This window comes from Corallococcus sp. M7 (assembly GCF_054512695.1).
On sequence record NZ_CM137252.1, the window covers coordinates 7,540,657 to 7,556,660 of the forward strand.

General features: G+C 70.5%; 11 protein-coding genes. 3 read left to right on the plus strand and 8 right to left on the minus strand.

Going from position 1 to position 16,004, the window contains the following annotated elements; translation table 11 throughout:
* Nucleotides 1–12 precede the first annotated feature (12 nt).
* From panC to ACX114_RS30140, 3 genes are all read right to left on the minus strand, one after another.
* The gene (gene panC, locus ACX114_RS30130) at nucleotides 13–867 is read right to left on the minus strand and encodes a pantoate--beta-alanine ligase (RefSeq protein WP_459290213.1); all 855 of its coding nucleotides are present in this window, start codon (nucleotides 865–867) and stop codon (nucleotides 13–15) included.
* Nucleotides 868–870: 3 nt separating this feature from the next.
* Complete coding sequence (gene panB, locus ACX114_RS30135; RefSeq protein WP_459290215.1) at nucleotides 871–1,779, minus strand: 3-methyl-2-oxobutanoate hydroxymethyltransferase; 909 nt, start codon at nucleotides 1,777–1,779, stop codon at nucleotides 871–873.
* A gap of 172 nt (nucleotides 1,780–1,951) precedes the next feature.
* Entirely contained in the window at nucleotides 1,952–2,593 is a 642-nt protein-coding gene (locus tag ACX114_RS30140) for a deoxynucleoside kinase (protein ID WP_459290217.1), read from the minus strand.
* 181 nt (nucleotides 2,594–2,774) lie between these two features.
* Here ACX114_RS30140 and ACX114_RS30145 point away from each other — a divergent pair, with 181 nt between their 5' ends.
* A complete protein-coding gene (locus tag ACX114_RS30145) occupies nucleotides 2,775–3,062 on the plus strand; it encodes a hypothetical protein (protein WP_459290218.1) in 288 nt (95 codons plus the stop codon).
* An 18-nt stretch (nucleotides 3,063–3,080) separates the two neighbouring features.
* Here ACX114_RS30145 and rsmA read toward each other — a convergent pair whose 3' ends face one another.
* The 5 genes from rsmA to ACX114_RS30170 all read right to left on the minus strand — a co-directional run bounded on the left by rsmA (nucleotide 3,081) and on the right by ACX114_RS30170 (nucleotide 14,695).
* Nucleotides 3,081–3,947, minus strand: a complete 867-nt coding sequence (rsmA, locus tag ACX114_RS30150; RefSeq protein ID WP_459290220.1) for a 16S rRNA (adenine(1518)-N(6)/adenine(1519)-N(6))-dimethyltransferase RsmA — start codon at nucleotides 3,945–3,947, stop codon at nucleotides 3,081–3,083.
* Nucleotides 3,948–3,957: 10 nt separating this feature from the next.
* Complete coding sequence (tsaD, locus tag ACX114_RS30155) at nucleotides 3,958–4,956, minus strand: tRNA (adenosine(37)-N6)-threonylcarbamoyltransferase complex transferase subunit TsaD (RefSeq protein WP_459290222.1); 999 nt, start codon at nucleotides 4,954–4,956, stop codon at nucleotides 3,958–3,960.
* Nucleotides 4,957–5,008: 52 nt separating this feature from the next.
* Entirely contained in the window at nucleotides 5,009–7,804 is a 2,796-nt protein-coding gene (locus tag ACX114_RS30160) for a response regulator (RefSeq protein ID WP_459290224.1), read from the minus strand.
* 143 nt (nucleotides 7,805–7,947) lie between these two features.
* Nucleotides 7,948–14,157, minus strand: coding sequence for a J domain-containing protein (locus tag ACX114_RS30165; protein ID WP_459290226.1), 6,210 nt, complete (start codon nucleotides 14,155–14,157; stop codon nucleotides 7,948–7,950).
* A gap of 34 nt (nucleotides 14,158–14,191) precedes the next feature.
* Complete coding sequence (locus ACX114_RS30170; protein ID WP_014398831.1) at nucleotides 14,192–14,695, minus strand: tRNA (cytidine(34)-2'-O)-methyltransferase; 504 nt, start codon at nucleotides 14,693–14,695, stop codon at nucleotides 14,192–14,194.
* 17 nt (nucleotides 14,696–14,712) lie between these two features.
* On the opposite strand from ACX114_RS30170, the gene ACX114_RS30175 reads away from it, so the two are divergent.
* Both ACX114_RS30175 and ACX114_RS30180 read left to right on the plus strand, forming a co-directional pair.
* Nucleotides 14,713–15,081, plus strand: coding sequence for a DUF192 domain-containing protein (locus ACX114_RS30175; RefSeq protein ID WP_338261900.1), 369 nt, complete (start codon nucleotides 14,713–14,715; stop codon nucleotides 15,079–15,081).
* Nucleotides 15,082–15,225: 144 nt separating this feature from the next.
* A complete protein-coding gene (locus ACX114_RS30180) occupies nucleotides 15,226–15,990 on the plus strand; it encodes a Stp1/IreP family PP2C-type Ser/Thr phosphatase (RefSeq protein WP_459290229.1) in 765 nt (254 codons plus the stop codon).
* The last annotated feature ends 14 nt before the right edge of the window (nucleotides 15,991–16,004 follow it).

The window sequence follows — 16,004 nt, forward strand, 5'->3', positions numbered from 1 at the left end:
GTCCCGGGTCTCCTAACCGGCCAGCGGCATGTTGTCGATGAGCCGCGTGGTGCCAGAGAAGGCCGCCACCAGCATGCGCGCCGTCTGCCCGGGCGCCACCGTGTCCAGGGGGGAGAGCGTCCCGGCGTCCCGAACCTCCACGTAGTCCTCGCGCAGGTCCGCCGCCTGCAATTCACGGCGGGCGGCCTCCACCAGCGCCCGCGCGTCCCGGGTGCCGGAGGCGAGCAGGGCCTGGGCCGCCCGCATGCCCCTGGACAGGGCGAGCGCCCGCTGGCGTTCATCCGCCGACAGGTAGGCATTGCGGCTGCTCATGGCCAGCCCGTCCGCCTCGCGGATGGTGGGCATGCCCACGATGTCCGCGCCCAGGTGCAGGTCGCGGTTGAGCGCCTTGATGACCTGGAGCTGCTGGTAGTCCTTCTCACCGAAGAGAGCCACGGACGGCCGGAACAGCGCCAACAGCTGCGTGACGATGGTGGCGACGCCCCGGAAGTGGCCGGGACGCCGCTCACCGCACAGCCCCTGGCTGACCTCCGTCACCTCCACGTAGGTCTGGTAGCCCGGGGGGTACATCGCCGCGGGCTCGGGCGCGAACACGGCGGTGACGCCCGCGCTCGCGCACTTGGCCAGGTCCCCCTCGAAGTCGCGCGGGTAGCGCGCCAGGTCCTCGCGGGGACCGAACTGCGTGGGGTTCACGAAGATGGAGGCAGCCACCACGTCCGCGCGCCGGCCGCCCTCCCTCATGAGCGAGACGTGGCCCTCATGCAGGAAGCCCATGGTGGGAACGAGCGCCAGGGACTTTCCCTCCTTCTGGAGGGACGCGACCCAGGCCTTCACTTCCGGAACGGTGCGCAGGACGTGGGGTGCCATGGCTTAGACCGGGGCTCCGTAGATGCCGCCGACCTTCTCCGCGGGCTCGCCAGCGCCTTCCGCGTCGGCGGCCACCGGCGTGGGCGTCACCAGCCGGATGCCCTTGGTGGCCTTGAAGCTGTGCTCCTCGTCCGGGAAGGTGCCCGCGCGCACTTCGGAGAAGTACGTGTTCGCGGCCTCGGTGATGTTCCCGTGCAGGTTGGCGAAGCGCTTCACGAACTTCGGCTTGAAGTCCGGGTTCATGCCCAGCAGGTCGTAGCAGACCAGCACCTGGCCATCACAGTGCTTGCCCGCGCCGATGCCGATGGTCGGAATCTTGAGGCTCTGGGTGATGGTGCGCGCCAGCTCCAGCGGCACGCCCTCCAGCACCAGCGCGTAGGCGCCGGCGGCCTCCAGCGCGAGCGCGTCATCCAGCATGCGGCGCGCGGCGTCCTCGTCGCGGCCCTGCACCACGTAGCCGCCCATCTTGTGCACCGACTGCGGCGTCAGGCCCAGGTGGCCCATGACGGGGATGCTGGCGCGGACGATGGCGCGCACGGTGTCGGCGAACTCGGCGCCGCCCTCCAGCTTCACGCTGCCCACGTTGCCTTCGGACACGAGCCGCCCGGCGTTGCGCACCGCCTCCTGCGGCGACACCTGGTAGCTCATGAACGGCAGGTCGCCCACCACGTGCGCCCGCTTCGCGCCGCGGCTCACCGCCGCACAGTGGTAGACCATCTGGTCCATGGTGACGGGCAGCGTGGACTCCTGGCCCTGGATGACCATGCCCAGCGAGTCACCGACCAGGAGCACGTCCGCGCCGCCCTCGTCGAGGATGCGCGCGAACGTCGCGTCGTAGGCGGTGACCATGCAGATCTTCTGACCGGACTGCTTCAGGCGCTTCAGCGTGTGGATGGTGACCTTGTCCTTCACGGTTCACCTCCTGTGGGCAAGACGGGTGGGACAGCCGCGTGGAACGTCAGGCCCCTCGCCGTCCCCAGGGGGATCGCCGGAGGCCAGGGTTCCACGGGGATGCACTCTAACGCCCTCGGGGCCGCATGGGGGTTTAACCCACCACGCCAGGCAGCCAGGCGGGCGGCGGCCGTCAGCCCCGGCGGGACTTCGGGGTGTAGTGCTGCACGCCGGACTTCGCGTTCGCGATGGTCTTCAGCAGGTCCTCGCGGTCGTCCTCGTTGTGCACGAAGTCGATGTCCGACGTGTTCACCACCAGGAGCGGCGTGTCCTGGTAGTGCGCGAAGAAGTCGTTGTACGCGTGCGTGAGCGACTCCAGGTAGCCCGCGTCGAACTTGCGCTCGAACTCACGGCCGCGCTTCTTGATGCGATGCAGCAGCACGTCCAGCTGGGCCTGGAGGTAGATGACCAGGTCGGGCTGCGGGACGCGGGGCCCCAGCGCCTCGAAGACGCGGTCGTAGAGGGCCAGCTCGTCCGAGGCCAGCGTGAGGTTGGCGAAGATGCGGTCCTTCGCGAACAGGTAGTCGCTCACGGTGACGGAGCGGAACAGGTCCTGCTGGAAGAGCTCCTGCTGCTGGCGGAAGCGCGAGAGCAGGAAGAACACCTGCGTCTGGAACGCGAACTTCTGCCGGTCCGCGTAGAAGCTGGAGAGGAAGGGATTCTCCTCCACCACTTCCAGAATGCGGCGGCTGCCCAGTCGCTCCGTGAGGAGGTTGGTGAGGCTCGTCTTGCCCACGCCGATGGGGCCTTCGACGACGATGTAGCGGTGGTCCATCGGCCCGAGGCCTCCGCCCCCGGAATGCCACGCATGAGACACATGCGCGCGCGGGGGGCGGATAACACAACCATGCCCCCGTGCATCCGGCAATTTTCGCCGGGTCACCCCACCCTTGCGCCCTCCGAGGTCATCCCCTACGGTGCCCGCGAACACGGACTGCGGGAGCGACGGGCCACAGATGCGCGGCAGGCAGCGGGTGAAGACGGTGGTGGATCTGGCGGAAACGACGCAAGCGGCGCCCGCCGCCCGTCCGGCCACGGCCCCTCCCGCACCTCCGGTGGAGGTGGATCCACTCTATGGAGTGGCCCTGCTGAAGACGGCCTTCGAGCTGAAGCGCCGGCCGGAGGGCTCCGTGGAAGAGGTCCTCAGCGGCGTGCTCGCGCGCCTGCGCATCGACGAGGACGAGTTCCGCGCGTACCTCGCCCAGCAGGGTGGGCTCCTGGCCGCGCTGGGCCAGAAGCGCTGAACGTCCCCGACTCGTCTCCTACTCGTCTTCCGGTGCGTCCGGGGGCGGAGGCGCCATGGCCGTCACGGGCCCCAGGGCGCGCTCGATGGCGGCGAACTCCTCCGGGGAGAGCGTCTCCGCGCGGCGGCCCGGGTCGATGCCCGCCGTCTGGAGCGCGGCGAGCAGCACATCCGGCGGCGCCAGGCCCTTGTCGGACTTGAGCGAGTTGATCAGCGTCTTGCGGCGCTGCGCGAAGCCGGCCTTCACCAGCCGCGTGAAGCGGGCCTCGTCCACCAGCGGCGCGCGGGGCTGCTTGAGCCGGGTGAGGCGCAGCACGGCGGAGTCCACCTTCGGGGGCGGATGGAAGCGCCACGCCTCCAGCGTGAGGACGTTCTCCACGTCGAAGTGCAGGCCGAGCAGCACCGTGAGCAGGCCATAGTCGCGGTTGCCGGGCTCCGCGGCCAGCCGCACCACCACTTCCTTCTGGAGCGTGAAGACGGCGCGCGAGATGTGGGCGCGCTGCGCGAGCACCTGGAAGAGGATGGGGCTGGTGAGGTGGTACGGCAGGTTGCCCACGAGCGCGATTTCGTCCGCGCCGGCCACCTGGGCGAAGTCCACCGTGGCGGCGTTGCCGGGCACCACACGCACGCCGGGGATGGCCTCCTTCTCCAGCACGGCCACCATGTCGCGGTCGCGCTCCACGGCGGTGACGCGCGCGCCGGTGGCGGCGAGGAAGCGCGTGAGGTGGCCCAGGTCCGGGCCCAGCTCCACCACGGCTTCGCCCTCGCGTGGCGCGAGCGCGTCCGAAATCTCCTGGAGCGCGTCCGGGTCCCCGAGGAAGTTCTGTCCCCAGCTGTGCTTGGCCCGCAGGCCGTGGCGCTTGAGGATGTCGCGCGGAGAATCCACTGTCAGGCCCCTACTCCATGCGCCAGGCGGGGTCGGCCGCGAGGCGGAAATCACCGCGCAAGCCGCGGCGCCACGCTTCATACCCCGCGACGGCGATCATCGCGCCATTGTCCGTGCACAACCGCACCGGCGGCAGGAACATGCGCAGGCCCCGCTCCTCCGCGCGCTGCTTGCACAGCGCCCGGAGCCGCGAGTTCGCCGCCACGCCGCCGCACAGCACCAGCTGCTTGTGCCCGAGCTTCTTCGCCGCGGCGACGAGCTTCTTCGACAGCACGTCCGCCACCGCCTCCTGGAACGACGCGCACAGGTCGTGGAGGGCCTGCCCTTGCGGCACGCCGTGCTTCTGGACGTGGTGGAGCACCGACGTCTTCAGGCCGGAGAAGGACACGTCCAGGTTGTCGCCGGGCAGCGCGCGCGGGAAGCGGATGGCCTCCGGGTCGCCCTTCTGCGCCAGTTGATCAATGGGCTGCCCGCCCGGGTATGGCAGGCCGAGGATGCGCGCCGTCTTGTCGTAGGCCTCGCCCGCGGCGTCATCGCGCGTGCGGCCGACGAGGCGGTAGTTCCCGTAGTCGCGGACCTCGTAGAGGCTGGTGTGCCCGCCGGAGACGACGAGCCCCAGGAAGGGCGGCGCGGGCGCGTCCTCCAGCAGGCGGATGGCGAGCAGGTGCCCTTCCAGGTGGTTGGCGCCCACGAAGGGCTTGCCGGTGGCGAGGCTCAAGCCCTTGGCCACCTGGAGCCCCACGAGCAGCGCGCCGATGAGGCCGGGGCCGGACGTGACGGCGATGAGGTCGATGTCGTCCAGCGTCTTGTCCGCGCGGGTGAGGGCCTCGTGGACGACGGGCATCACCTGGACGATGTGGTTGCGGCTCGCCAGCTCCGGCACGACGCCGCCCCAGCGGCGGTGGATGTCCACCTGCGTGGAGACGACGTCCGACAGGGCGCGCCGCCCGTCCTCCACGACGGCGGCGGCGGTTTCATCGCACGAGGTTTCAAGTCCCAGGACGAGCACGACGACTCCGACAACAAGGGCGGGCAGGAGGCGGGCAGGCCGCCGCCCCTGCTCACTTCATCCCATTGAGCAGGGCACGCACCTCGTTCGCCGAGCTTCCCGTCGGTTCGAGGAACAGATACTTCTTATAGGCGTCGGCTGCTCGGGTTTCATCGCCGGAGAACTGCAACGAGCTGCCCAGCCAGAACCAGGCCTTCGCGTTCTTGGGCTCCGCCTTGACGACGTCCTGGAGCAGCCTGGCCGCTTCGCGGTAGCCGGACTCATTGGTGCTGCTGTTCGCCAACGCCATGGCCAGGCCCGACTTCGCCTCGATGGAGTCGTTGTCCAACGCGAGCGCCTTGCGGTACGCGCCGATCGCCGTCTTGAAGCCCTTGCGGGCCATCGCCGCGCGGCCGTCCTTGATGAAGTCCGCGTAGGTGGCCTTGGGCGCGGCCTCCGGAGGCGTCGTGGGCGGCGGCGTGACGACTGCGACCGCGACACCCGCGTCGGGAACGGCGGCGGGCTCGGGCGTGGCCGTCTTCACCGGCGTGCCCGCGTCCTCCGGGGCGGCGACGGTCTTCGCCGGGGGCGCGCCCGCGTCGGTCGGCGCGTCCACGGTCTTCGTGGGCGGCGGCGTGACGGCCGGCGGAGGCGTCGTCTCCGGCGGCTTGGGCGCGTCCTCGGGCTTCGTGGGCTGCGTCACCTTGGGCGCGTCGGGCTTGGGCGTTTCGGCGCTGCCCGAGCCCTTGGAGATGACCACCGCGGCCACGGCCGCGACCAGGAGCAGGCCGCCCGCGACGTAGAGGCCCGTGCGCTTGGGCTTCATCGCGGCGATCAGCGCCGCGTCGTCCTCGTCGTGCGAGGGCTTGGAGGCGGCGGGCTTCGTGCTGCTCGTGGGCGCGGTGCTGGCCGGAGGGGGCGCGACAGGGGCCGCGGTGGGCGTCTCGGGAACCGGGGCGCTCGCCGTGGACGGCTGCACGGGCGTGGCGGGCTCGGGCTCCGTGAAGTACGCCTCGGAGGCGGGCACGTCCTGCGCGGCGGTGTCCACCGGCTCCATGGCGGCCGGCTGCGCGTCGAAGGGCGTCGTCGCGGGGAACTCGACGTTGAGCGCCACGGGGGCGACCTGCGGCGGCACGATGCCGTGGCCCGGATACGGCGGCAGCGCGAGCTGCGGCGGCGCGGGCTCCTCCACCGGCACCTCTTCGTGGAACGGCTCCGTGCCGCTCACCAGCGTCACCTCGGATGAGGGCGGGGCCGGCGTGGGCGGCGGCACCGGCGCCAGCGGGCTGGGCGCGATGGCCGCGCCACCGAAGATGGGCGGACGCGAGGGCTGCGGCTCCACGGCCGCCTGCGCGGGCTGCGCGGCGAACGGGCTGGGCGCGGACGGAGCGCGGGCCGCGGACGACCAGGGCGAGCCCGGGCCCCAGGTGCTGGAGGCGCTCAGGCCCTCCGTGTCCACGCGGCTCCAGTCGAGCAGCAGGCTGCGCCGCGCATGATCCACCGCGCGGTGCGCCGGAGGCGGCTCCACGAGGAACGCCGAGCCCTCCTGCGACAGCGGCGGCACCGCGGGCTCCGCGGCATCCTGGCCGAACGGGGGCGGAGCGCCCTCGCCGTGACGCACGCGCGGCGGGAAGATGACCACCTGCGCGGGCTGCGGGGAGACCGGCGCGGGCGCCCTCTCCGCCACGGGCGTGACCTCCTCCACGGGCTCGGGCTGCGCGGGCTCGGGCTCCGGCTCGGAGACCGGTGCTTCCGCCACGGGCGCCGCATCCACCGGGGGCGGCTCCACGGGGGCCGGCGCGTCGTGGGACGCGGACTCCTGGGGCGCGGGCTCCTGCGCGGGCGCGACGTCCACGGGGATGGGCGGCGCGGCGTTCAGCCACTGCTCGATGCCCGGCTTGCTGCTCTGCACGGGCTCCAGCGGCGCGTTGCCCAGCTCGCGGATCAGCCCTTCGAAGTACAGCTTGCTGATGATGCCCAGCGCGGCCAGGTCCTCGAAGTCCGAGTCCTCCACCACGCGCGACAGCGCGCGCTTGCCGTCGAACAGGCGCAACAGGCCGTTCACCTCGTCGGGGATCTCCGACAGGCGGTCCGCCAGCTGGTGGTAGTCAATTTCGAAGACCGTCTCCAGCGGCGGGAGCTGCTCGAGCATCCGGCCCCACTCGTCCAGCCGGCGCATGCCCTCCATGAGGAGGCCCTGCGTGGAGACCTCGATGCGCTCGGTGCGGTCCAACGTGGTGAACTGCACGTCGAACTGGCCTTCGAACGTGTTGAGCAGGCGGTAGAAGGCGTTCTCGCCCTTGAGCCTGCCCAGCTCCGCGTCGATGACGCGGCCTTCCTTGAAGTAGACGACGCCGGTGCGCTCGCCCTGGATGGAGATGACGCCCGTCTTGCGGCCGATTTCAAACGTCTGGACCAGGTCCACGACGCCCATGTCGGCGAGGCTTCCCGCGAAGCCGCCCTTGGTCGTCTCGCGCTTCTCGATGCGTTCCTTCTCGGCCTTCTGAAGGATCATCTTCACGCGGGTGACGATCTCTTTGATGTAGATGGGCTTCGTCAGGTAGTCGTCGCCCCCGAGCTCCAGGCCGCGCACCTTGAACTCGACCGACTTCTGGTTCGTCAGGAAGACGAAGGGGATGAACTTGAAGCGCTCGTCGGACTTGAGCGTCTTGCAGAGCTCGAAGCCGTCCATCTCCGGCATCTTGGTGTCCGCGAGCACGAGGTCCGGCGGGCTGATCTGGACCTTCTCCAGCGCATCCTTGCCGTGGATCGCAGTCGTGACGGAGAAGCCGGCCTTCTTCAGGCTGACCTCCATCACGCGCAGACTCTTCGCGTCACCATCGACGAGGAGCAGGTGCTGCTTGGCCACGTGGCATGCCTTTCAAGACGGGCGGGACGGCGGATCCGACGGACGCGCCCCGTGGGGGCAAGCATCGGGTCCGGCTTTCAGGTGTGTCAATGGGCGGGACTGTCCGGAAAACGGGCCGGCTCCCTCCCTGGGGGACAGGCGAGTCAGCGGAAGAGACCCTTCTTGGGTGGGTTCTTCTTGCGCATGTCGATGAGTCGCAGCTCCTGGTTCGCCTCCAGGTGCTTGGGATTCGCACGGACGGCTTCCCGGAAGTGCTTCTCCGCGCGGTCCATGTCCCCCTCCACGCGGGCGATGACGCCCAGCTGGTAGTGGGCGCGATCACAGTTCGGGTCGGTGCGCACCGCATCCGCCATCCACTGTTTCGCGCGGGGCATGTCGGCCTTGCGGTTGGGGTCCATGTAGACGGACCAGGCGCGCGCCGCGAGGTACAGGGGCTTGGGGTCCAGGCCGTACGCGCGCTCGTAGTGCTCGCTGGCGGCGACGAAGTCGCGCTTGCGGAAGAAGACCTCGCCCATGCGGAACAAGTCGTCCGCGTTGGTGTCCGCGCGGGCCGTGGCGGGGCTGCCCGGGCGGGCGGCGCTGGGGGCCGGGGGCTTCGGAGCGGCCTGTGCGCCCTGCTGGGCCAGCTGGTAGTTCTTGCGCCGGGTGTCGTCGTGGAGGACTTCGTAGGCCTCGCGGATGGACTCGAAGACGGCGGTGATCTTCGGCGCCAGGTGCGGCAGCGACGGGGGCAGCCGGTCCGGGTGGAAGACCTTGGCGAGGCTCAGGAAGGCGGCCTTCACCTGGTCGCGGGAGGCGTCCTGCGGAACCCCAAGTGTGACGAAGTGGTCCTTCTTCGTCTGGATGTCGGCGTAGCGCTGTTCAATCTGCTGCGCGAGCCGGCCCTCGTCGGGCTTGGGGGGCTCTGGCGGCGCGGCGACGGCGGCGGGCGGTGGCGCGGCGCCTTCGGGCGTGGCCGGGGTGCTCGCGGCGGCGGGGGCAACGGGGCGGGCGCCGAGCGTGCCCATGTTCTCCATGGCGCGGCGCAGGAGGCGCTGGCGCCGGAGCTTGGAGGCTTCGTCGGGGTTGGAGGGGTCTTCGGCCGCCACGTCGTCCTCGTCAAAATCCCAGTCGTCCAGATCCCCGGACAACTCATCCCCAGTCTGGCCAGAAGCCCCCGCGTTGTCACCGGGGAACGCGGTGGAGCGGGGAGAAGGCAGCGGCTCGAATGTCGCTTCGACGATGGCCTCGACGAGGAATTCGTTGGCGTCGCCCGCCGAGCGGACATCCGAGCGGATGAGGGCTTCCAGGTGGGCGTCCACCTGCTGGAGGGCGGCCTCGAAGGAGGCGGTGAGGTTCTGGGCGGGGTCGTTGGACTCGTCGAAGGAGACGATGCGCCACAGGTCGTCCTCGCTGGCGCGGGCGGGACGCACGGGCGGTGTGGAGGACGCGGGGAACTTGGGGGGCTGGACGGCCCAGAGGTCCGGCTGAGGGGGGGCCTCGGCGGGGACGACGGGGGCGGCCGGAGCGGGGGCGCGGGTGTCCGGGAGGGGGGCGCCGGCGGGGACGATGTCGCCCCAGCTCTCCGGCTCCACCTCCAGCAGGGGGAGGTCGGGTTCCGGCGGGGGCGCGACGGGGAAGCGCGAGGACTCCTCGGTGAGCCAGGGGTCCAGGGGCACGGAGGCGGAGCGGCGCAGGGCCTCGGCCATGTCCTGGAGCAGGGCGGCCTGGGCGCGCTTGCGGGCCTCGGTGAGGGCCGCGGTGTTGTCGCTGGCGGGGAGCTCCAGGGCGTCGCGGGGGGACGCGGGAATGGAGTCGGCCCAGTTCGCTGGAGCGGCGGGTTCAGGCTCCGCGGTGAGGATGATGTCCTCGGGCCCGAGCGTGAGCGGTTCAGGCTCCGTGGACGCGGCGGCAACGGGGACGAGGACCGGGGGCGGCGTGGCAGGCGCGGCCGGGCGGGTGCGCCGGGGGAGTGAGGGCGGATGGGCGGGCTTGCCCTGTTCGGACAGGCGCTGGGCCTCGGCGGCACGGGCCTCTTCGGCGAGGCGGGCCTCTTCGGCGGCGCGGGTCTGCTCCGCGAGGCGTGCGGCCTCGGCGGCACGGGCCTCTTCGGCGAGGCGGTGGAGTTCGGCCTGCCGGGCTTCCTCTTCGGCACGAAGACGGGCTTCCTCCGCCAGGCGCAGTGCTTCGGCTTCGGCGCGAACGCGAGCCTCTTCGGCGAGGCGTGCTTCTTCTGCCAGCCGAGCCTCTTCCGCGAGACGTGCCTCTTCGGCGAGGCGGGCCTCTTCTTCCGCACGCAGGCGCGCCTCTTCGGCTAGCCGAGCTTCCTCTGCGAGTCGGGCTTCCTCGATCGCGCGAAGACGGGCCTCTTCCGCGAGCCGAGCCTCTTCGGCAAGGCGGGCCTCTTCTTCAGCACGAAGCCGGGCCTCCTCCGCGAGCCGAGCCTCCTCTTCCGCTCGAAGGCGGGCCTCTTCGGCCAGCCGAGCCTCTTCAGCGAGGCGGGCCTCCTCTGCCAACCGTGCCTCTTCGGCGAGGCGGGCCTCCTCCGCGAGGCGGGCCTCCTCCTCCGCACGCAGACGGGCTTCTTCCGCGAGGCGAGCTTCCTCAGCCTGTCGTGCCTCTTCGGCGAGTCGTGCCTCTTCCTCTGCGCGAAGACGGGCCTCTTCGGCCAGTCGAGCCTCTTCGGCGAGCCGCGCTTCTTCCGCGAGTCGTGCCTCTTCCTCCGCACGCAGGCGCGCTTCTTCGGCCAGCCGTGCTTCCTCAGCGAGTCGAGCCTCCTCAAGCGCGCGAAGACGAGCCTCCTCCGCCAGCCGGGCCTCTTCCGCGAGGCGAGCCTCCTCCTCTGCGCGAAGGCGGGCCTCTTCCGCCAGCCGAGCCTCTTCGGCCAGTCGAGCCTCTTCGGCGAGCCGCGCTTCTTCGGCAAGGCGCTCAGCTTCAATGCGCGCCAGTTCAGCAAGCCGGGCCTCTTCAGCGACTCGCGCTTCCTCTTCGGCCCGAAGGCGAGCCTCTTCCGCGAGACGCGCCTCTTCAGCGAGACGAGCCTCTTCGATCGCGCGAAGGCGTGCTTCTTCCGCCAGTCGGGCCTCTTCCTCTGCACGGAGTCGGGCTTCCTCCGCGAGACGCGCCTCTTCTTCCGCACGAAGCCGAGTTTCCTCCGCGAGGCGTGCTTCTTCTGCGAGTCGAGCCTCCTCCTCCGCACGAAGCCGGGCCTCTTCGGCCAGTCGTGCTTCTTCCGCGAGGCGAGCCTCTTCGGCCAGTCGTGCTTCTTCCGCGAGGCGAGCCTCTTCAGCCAGCCGAGCCTCTTCAGCGAGTCTCGCCGCTTCGGCTACTCGCGCTTCCTCCTCGGCACGAAGGCGGGCCTCCTCCGCGAGACGTGCCTCTTCGGCCAGTCGTGCCTCTTCAGCGAGACGGGCCTCCTCGGCAAGACGCGCCTCTTCTTCGGCACGAAGGCGAGCCTCTTCTTCGGCACGAAGGCGAGCCTCCTCCGCGAGACGAGCTTCCTCAGCGAGGCGAGCCTCTTCAGCGAGTCGAGCCTCTTCAGCCAGCCGCGCCTCTTCAGCGAGTCGAGCCTCTTCAGCAAGCCGGGCCTCTTCAGCCAGTCGAGCCTCTTCCGCGAGCCGGGCTTCTTCTTCCGCGCGAAGGCGAGCCTCTTCGGCAAGACGCGCCTCTTCAGCGAGGCGAGCCTCTTCAGCGAGTCGAGCCTCTTCAGCGAGTCGAGCCTCTTCCGCGAGACGGGCCTCTTCAGCTAGTCGGGCCTCTTCAGCGAGTCGAGCCTCTTCCTCTGCACGAAGACGAGCCTCTTCGGCAAGACGCGCCTCTTCCGCGAGACGGGCCTCTTCAGCCAGCCGCGCCTCTTCAGCGAGTCGAGCCTCTTCAGCCAGCCGCGCCTCTTCAGCGAGTCGAGCCTCTTCAGCGAGTCGAGCCTCTTCAGCGAGTCGAGCCTCTTCAGCCAGCCGTGCTTCTTCCGCGAGTCGAGCCTCCTCGATCGCGCGAAGACGGGCTTCCTCCGCGAGACGAGCCTCTTCCTCCGCACGAAGGCGAGCCTCTTCGGCAAGGCGGGCCTCCTCCGCCAGGCGCGCTTCCTCCTCCGCGCGAAGACGTGCCTCCTCCGCAAGCCGCTCCTCTTCGATAGCTCGAAGTCGAGCCTCTTCCGCGAGCCGGGCCTCCTCTTCCGCACGCAGCCGAGCCTCTTCAGCGAGCCGGGCCTCCTCGGCCAAGCGAGCCTCTTCGGCGAGTCGCTCGGCTTCGATACGTGCGAGTTCAGCGAGCCGGGCCTCCTCGGCGAGTCGGGCCTCTTCCGCAAGGCGCGCCTCCTCCTCCGCGCGAAGGCGAGCCTCCTCCGAGAGCCGAGCTTCTTCCTCCGCACGAAGTCGCGCCTCTTCCGCGAGTCGAGCCTCTTCCTCCGCACGAAGTCGCGCCTCTTCCGCGAGTCGAGCCTCTTCCTCGGCGCGGAGTCGGGCCTCTTCAGCGAGCCGAGCCTCCTCGGCGAGCCGGGCCTCTTCTTCGGCGCGAAGCCGAGCCTCTTCCGCGAGGCGGGCCTCTTCAGCGAGCCGAGCCTCCTCGGCAAGACGCGCTTCGTCCTCGGCGCGAAGGCGAGCTTCTTCGGCAAGACGTGCTTCTTCCGCGAGGCGGGCCTCTTCAGCGAGCCGAGCCTCCTCGATCGCTCGGAGCCGAGCCTCCTCCTCGAGACGAGCCTCCTCGGCCAGCCGCTCCGCCTCGATGCGCGCCAGCTCCGCGAGACGAGCCTCTTCGGCGAGTCGCTCCGCTTCGATGCGAGCAAGCTCCGCCAACCGCGCCTCTTCGGCGAGTCGCTCCGCCTCAATGCGCGCCAGCTCCGCGAGACGAGCCTCCTCGGCAAGACGCTCCGCCTCAATGCGCGCTAGCTCTGCGAGACGTGCCTCTTCAGCGAGCCGAGCCTCCTCGGCAAGACGCGCCTCTTCTTCGGCACGAAGTCGAGCCTCTTCAGCGAGACGAGCCTCTTCAGCGAGACGAGCCTCTTCAGCGAGACGAGCCTCTTCAGCGAGACGAGCCTCTTCAGCGAGACGAGCCTCTTCAGCAAGCCGGGCCTCTTCAGCGAGTCGGGCCTCTTCAGCGAGTCGGGCCTCTTCTTCAGCGCGAAGGCGAGCCTCTTCGGCAAGACGAGCCTCTTCCGCGAGACGCTCAGCTTCAATGCGCGCCAGTTCCGCGAGCCGTGCCTCTTCCGCGAGTCGCTCCGCTTCAATGCGCGTCAGCTCCGCGAGCCGAGCCTCTTCAGCAAGCCGCTCAGCTTCAATGCGCGCCAGTTCAGCAAGGCGGGCCTCCTCCGCGAGCCGCTCGGCTTCAATACGCGCCAGCTCCGCGAGCCGAGCCTCTTCCGCCAGCCGAGCCTCTTCCGCCAGCCGCTCCGCCTCCAGCCGCGCCAGCTCCGCGAGCCGGGCCTCTTCCGCCAGGCGTGCTTCCTCGATCGCCCGGAGACGGGCCTCCTCCGCCAGCCGGGCCTCTTCGGCCAGCCGGGCCTCTTCGGCCAGCCGGGCCTCTTCCGCCAACCGCTCCGCCTCGATGCGCGCCAGCTCCGCGAGCCGAGCCTCCTCCGCCAGCCGAGCCTCCTCCGCCAGTCGCTCCGCCTCCAGCCGCGCCAGCTCCGCGAGCCTTGCCTCTTCCGCGAGCCGCTCCGCCTCCTCGCGCCGGCGCGCCTCCTCGATGGCCCAGGCCTCCTCCTCCGCCTGCCGCAGCTCCTCCTCGCGCCGCAGCCGCTCGCGCTCCTCCCACTCCTCCACCGACAGGGCCTCGATGCGGCCCTCGCGCTCCAGCACCCGCAGCAGCGCCTGCTGTGCCCCCGTCAGCGTCTCCGGCCTCCGGAACGCGCCCAGCGTCTCCAGCAGGCTCCGCTCCGACGCATCCGTCAGCCACGGCTCGCAGGCCGCCACTTCCGGGCAGCGGTAGACCCTCGCGGGCACGGGCTCACTGGGCGTTGGTTCCAGCGCCGCGCGCACCACCCGCACCCCCGCGATGGGCGCGAAATCCCCCGCCGCCTCCACCGCCTCCGCCTCGAAGTCCGCGCGCTCCGCGAGCTCGCTCAGCCTCCGCACCTGCGCCAGCACCTGCTGCTCGTGCACCACCGCGGGCTGGAGCCCGCTGTCCTCCAGCAGCTCCTCGTCCGGCGCCGCCGCCCCACCCCGCGCCCACAGCGCGTCCAGGGCGTCCACGCCCAACAACCCGTTCTGGAAGAGCGCCTGCGCCGGTGTCTGGTAGCCGAAGCCCAGCTTCGCGCCCACCAGGTCGCCCTCGCGCAGCCACAGCGCGGACTCGCGTCCACCGGCGTGCAGCGTCAGCCGGCCGGTGGCTCGGGACTTGTGGGCGGCATACAGCGCTTCGGCGACCTGCGAGGCGGACATTCGGCCACGGAGTGTAGCCCGTCCTGCTCGCCCCTCAATTCGACGGCGGCGCCTGCCTGGCCGCTGTCCCCAGCTGCACCTGACGCAGCGCCTCGTAGGCGCCAATCCCCACCGACGTCGAAAGATTCAAGCTCCGGCGCTCCGGAAGCATGGGGATGGTCACCGGCGTCCCCGTCCCCCCCTCCATCACCTCCGGCAACAGCCCCGTCACCTCCGAGCCGAACACCAGGTGGTCCCCCGGCTCGAAGCGCGCCGCGTACAGCGACGTCTCCGCCCGGGCGGAGAACAGCCACCGCCGGGCCTGGGGGTACTCCGCCACGTAGGCGTCGTAGGTCGGGTAGAGCTTCAGGAACACCTTGTCCCAGTAGTCCAGCCCCGCCCGCTTCAGGTTCCGGTCGTCGATGGAGAACCCCAGGGGCTCCACCAGGATGAGCCGGCAGCCCGTCACCGCGCACAGGCGGGCCACGTTGCCGGTGTTGGGCGGAATCTGCGGGGAGACGAGGACCAGGTGCAGCGGGGACGCCAGGGGCTCAAGCATGGGATAGAACACCGGACATGCACTGGAGGGTGACCAACGAAACGCGGCAGCGGCTGCTCGCGGACCGCGCGGAACGCGCCGAGTCCTTCGTGCAGCGCTTCCAGGGGCTCATGGGCCGCGCCTCGCTGCCCATGGGGGGCGGGATGCACATCGAGCCCTGCAACTCCATCCACACCTTCTTCATGCGCATCCCCATCGACGTCGCCTTCCTGGACGCGGAAGGGCGCATCGTCAAGCAACTGTCCGCCATGCCGCCCTGGCGCACCTCGTCCATCTACTTCAAGGCCCGCTCCGTCCTGGAGCTGCCCGCCGGGGTCCTTTCGGCCAGCGGCACCCAGGAGGGCGACCGCCTGGTCTTCACCCCGGGAGAGGCCCCGGGCGCCTGAGGGGGACCCAGGGGTCCGAGCCTCCCCACCCGCACCCGCAGGGGGGAATGCTGGGACAGAGGAGAGGTTTTTGACCCCTTTTGGAGCGCTTTGTTAACGTCGCGCCCCGATTTTCACGCCTGTCCCCCGGAAGAGTCCCTTCGCATGCGCATCGAGGTCGCCGGCAGCACCCACGTCGGGATGAAGCGGAACCACAACGAGGACAACTACCTCGTGCTCACCGAGGAGAACCTCGTGTGCGTGGCGGACGGCATGGGAGGCCATTCGTCCGGAGAGATCGCCAGCCGCATCGCGGTGGATGAGCTGGGTGAGTTCTTCCGCCTTACGTCCAAGGACCAGGACGCCACCTGGCCCTTCAAGATGGACAAGCAGCGCAACTACGACGAGAACCGCCTGGCCACCGGCATCAAGCTGGCGAACGCGCGCATCTTCGAGCGCGCCACGACGGACTCCAAGTACAAGGGCATGGGCACCACCATCGTGTCCGTGCACTTCGCGGAGAACGGCGTCTACGTGGGCCACGTGGGCGACAGCCGCGTGTACTTCTTCCGCGGCGGCATCCTCCAGCAGGTGACGGAGGACCACTCGCTGCTCAACGACTACCTCAAGGCGAAGAAGCTCACGCCGGAGGAGATTGAGAACTTCCCCCACAAGAACGTCATCGTCCGCGCGCTGGGGATGAAGGAGCAGGTGCAGGTGGACGTCACCCGCGTGGATCCGCTGGAGAACGACGTCTTCCTGCTGTGCTCGGACGGCCTGAGCGGCATGATCACCGACGCGCAGATGCAGGACATCCTGTCGCGCACGCCGGAGCTGGAGAAGGCCTGCGGCCAGCTCATCGACCTGGCCAACGCGGCGGGCGGCAACGACAACGTCACCTGCGTGCTGGCGCGCTGGCACGCCGCCTGAGGCACCCGTCCCAT

Bases quoted from the DNA above. Each gene is read 5' to 3' on its own strand.
- panC (WP_459290213.1), bottom strand. From the start codon at position 867: ATGGCACCCCACGTCCTGCGCACCGTTCCGGAAGTGAAGGCCTGGGTC.
- ACX114_RS30140 (WP_459290217.1), bottom strand. From the start codon at position 2,593: ATGGACCACCGCTACATCGTCGTCGAAGGCCCCATCGGCGTGGGCAAG.
- ACX114_RS30145 (WP_459290218.1), top strand. From the start codon at position 2,775: ATGCGCGGCAGGCAGCGGGTGAAGACGGTGGTGGATCTGGCGGAAACG.
- ACX114_RS30165 (WP_459290226.1), bottom strand. From the start codon at position 14,157: ATGTCCGCCTCGCAGGTCGCCGAAGCGCTGTATGCCGCCCACAAGTCC.
- ACX114_RS30170 (WP_014398831.1), bottom strand. From the start codon at position 14,695: ATGCTTGAGCCCCTGGCGTCCCCGCTGCACCTGGTCCTCGTCTCCCCG.
- ACX114_RS30175 (WP_338261900.1), top strand. From the start codon at position 14,713: ATGCACTGGAGGGTGACCAACGAAACGCGGCAGCGGCTGCTCGCGGAC.
- ACX114_RS30180 (WP_459290229.1), top strand. From the start codon at position 15,226: ATGCGCATCGAGGTCGCCGGCAGCACCCACGTCGGGATGAAGCGGAAC.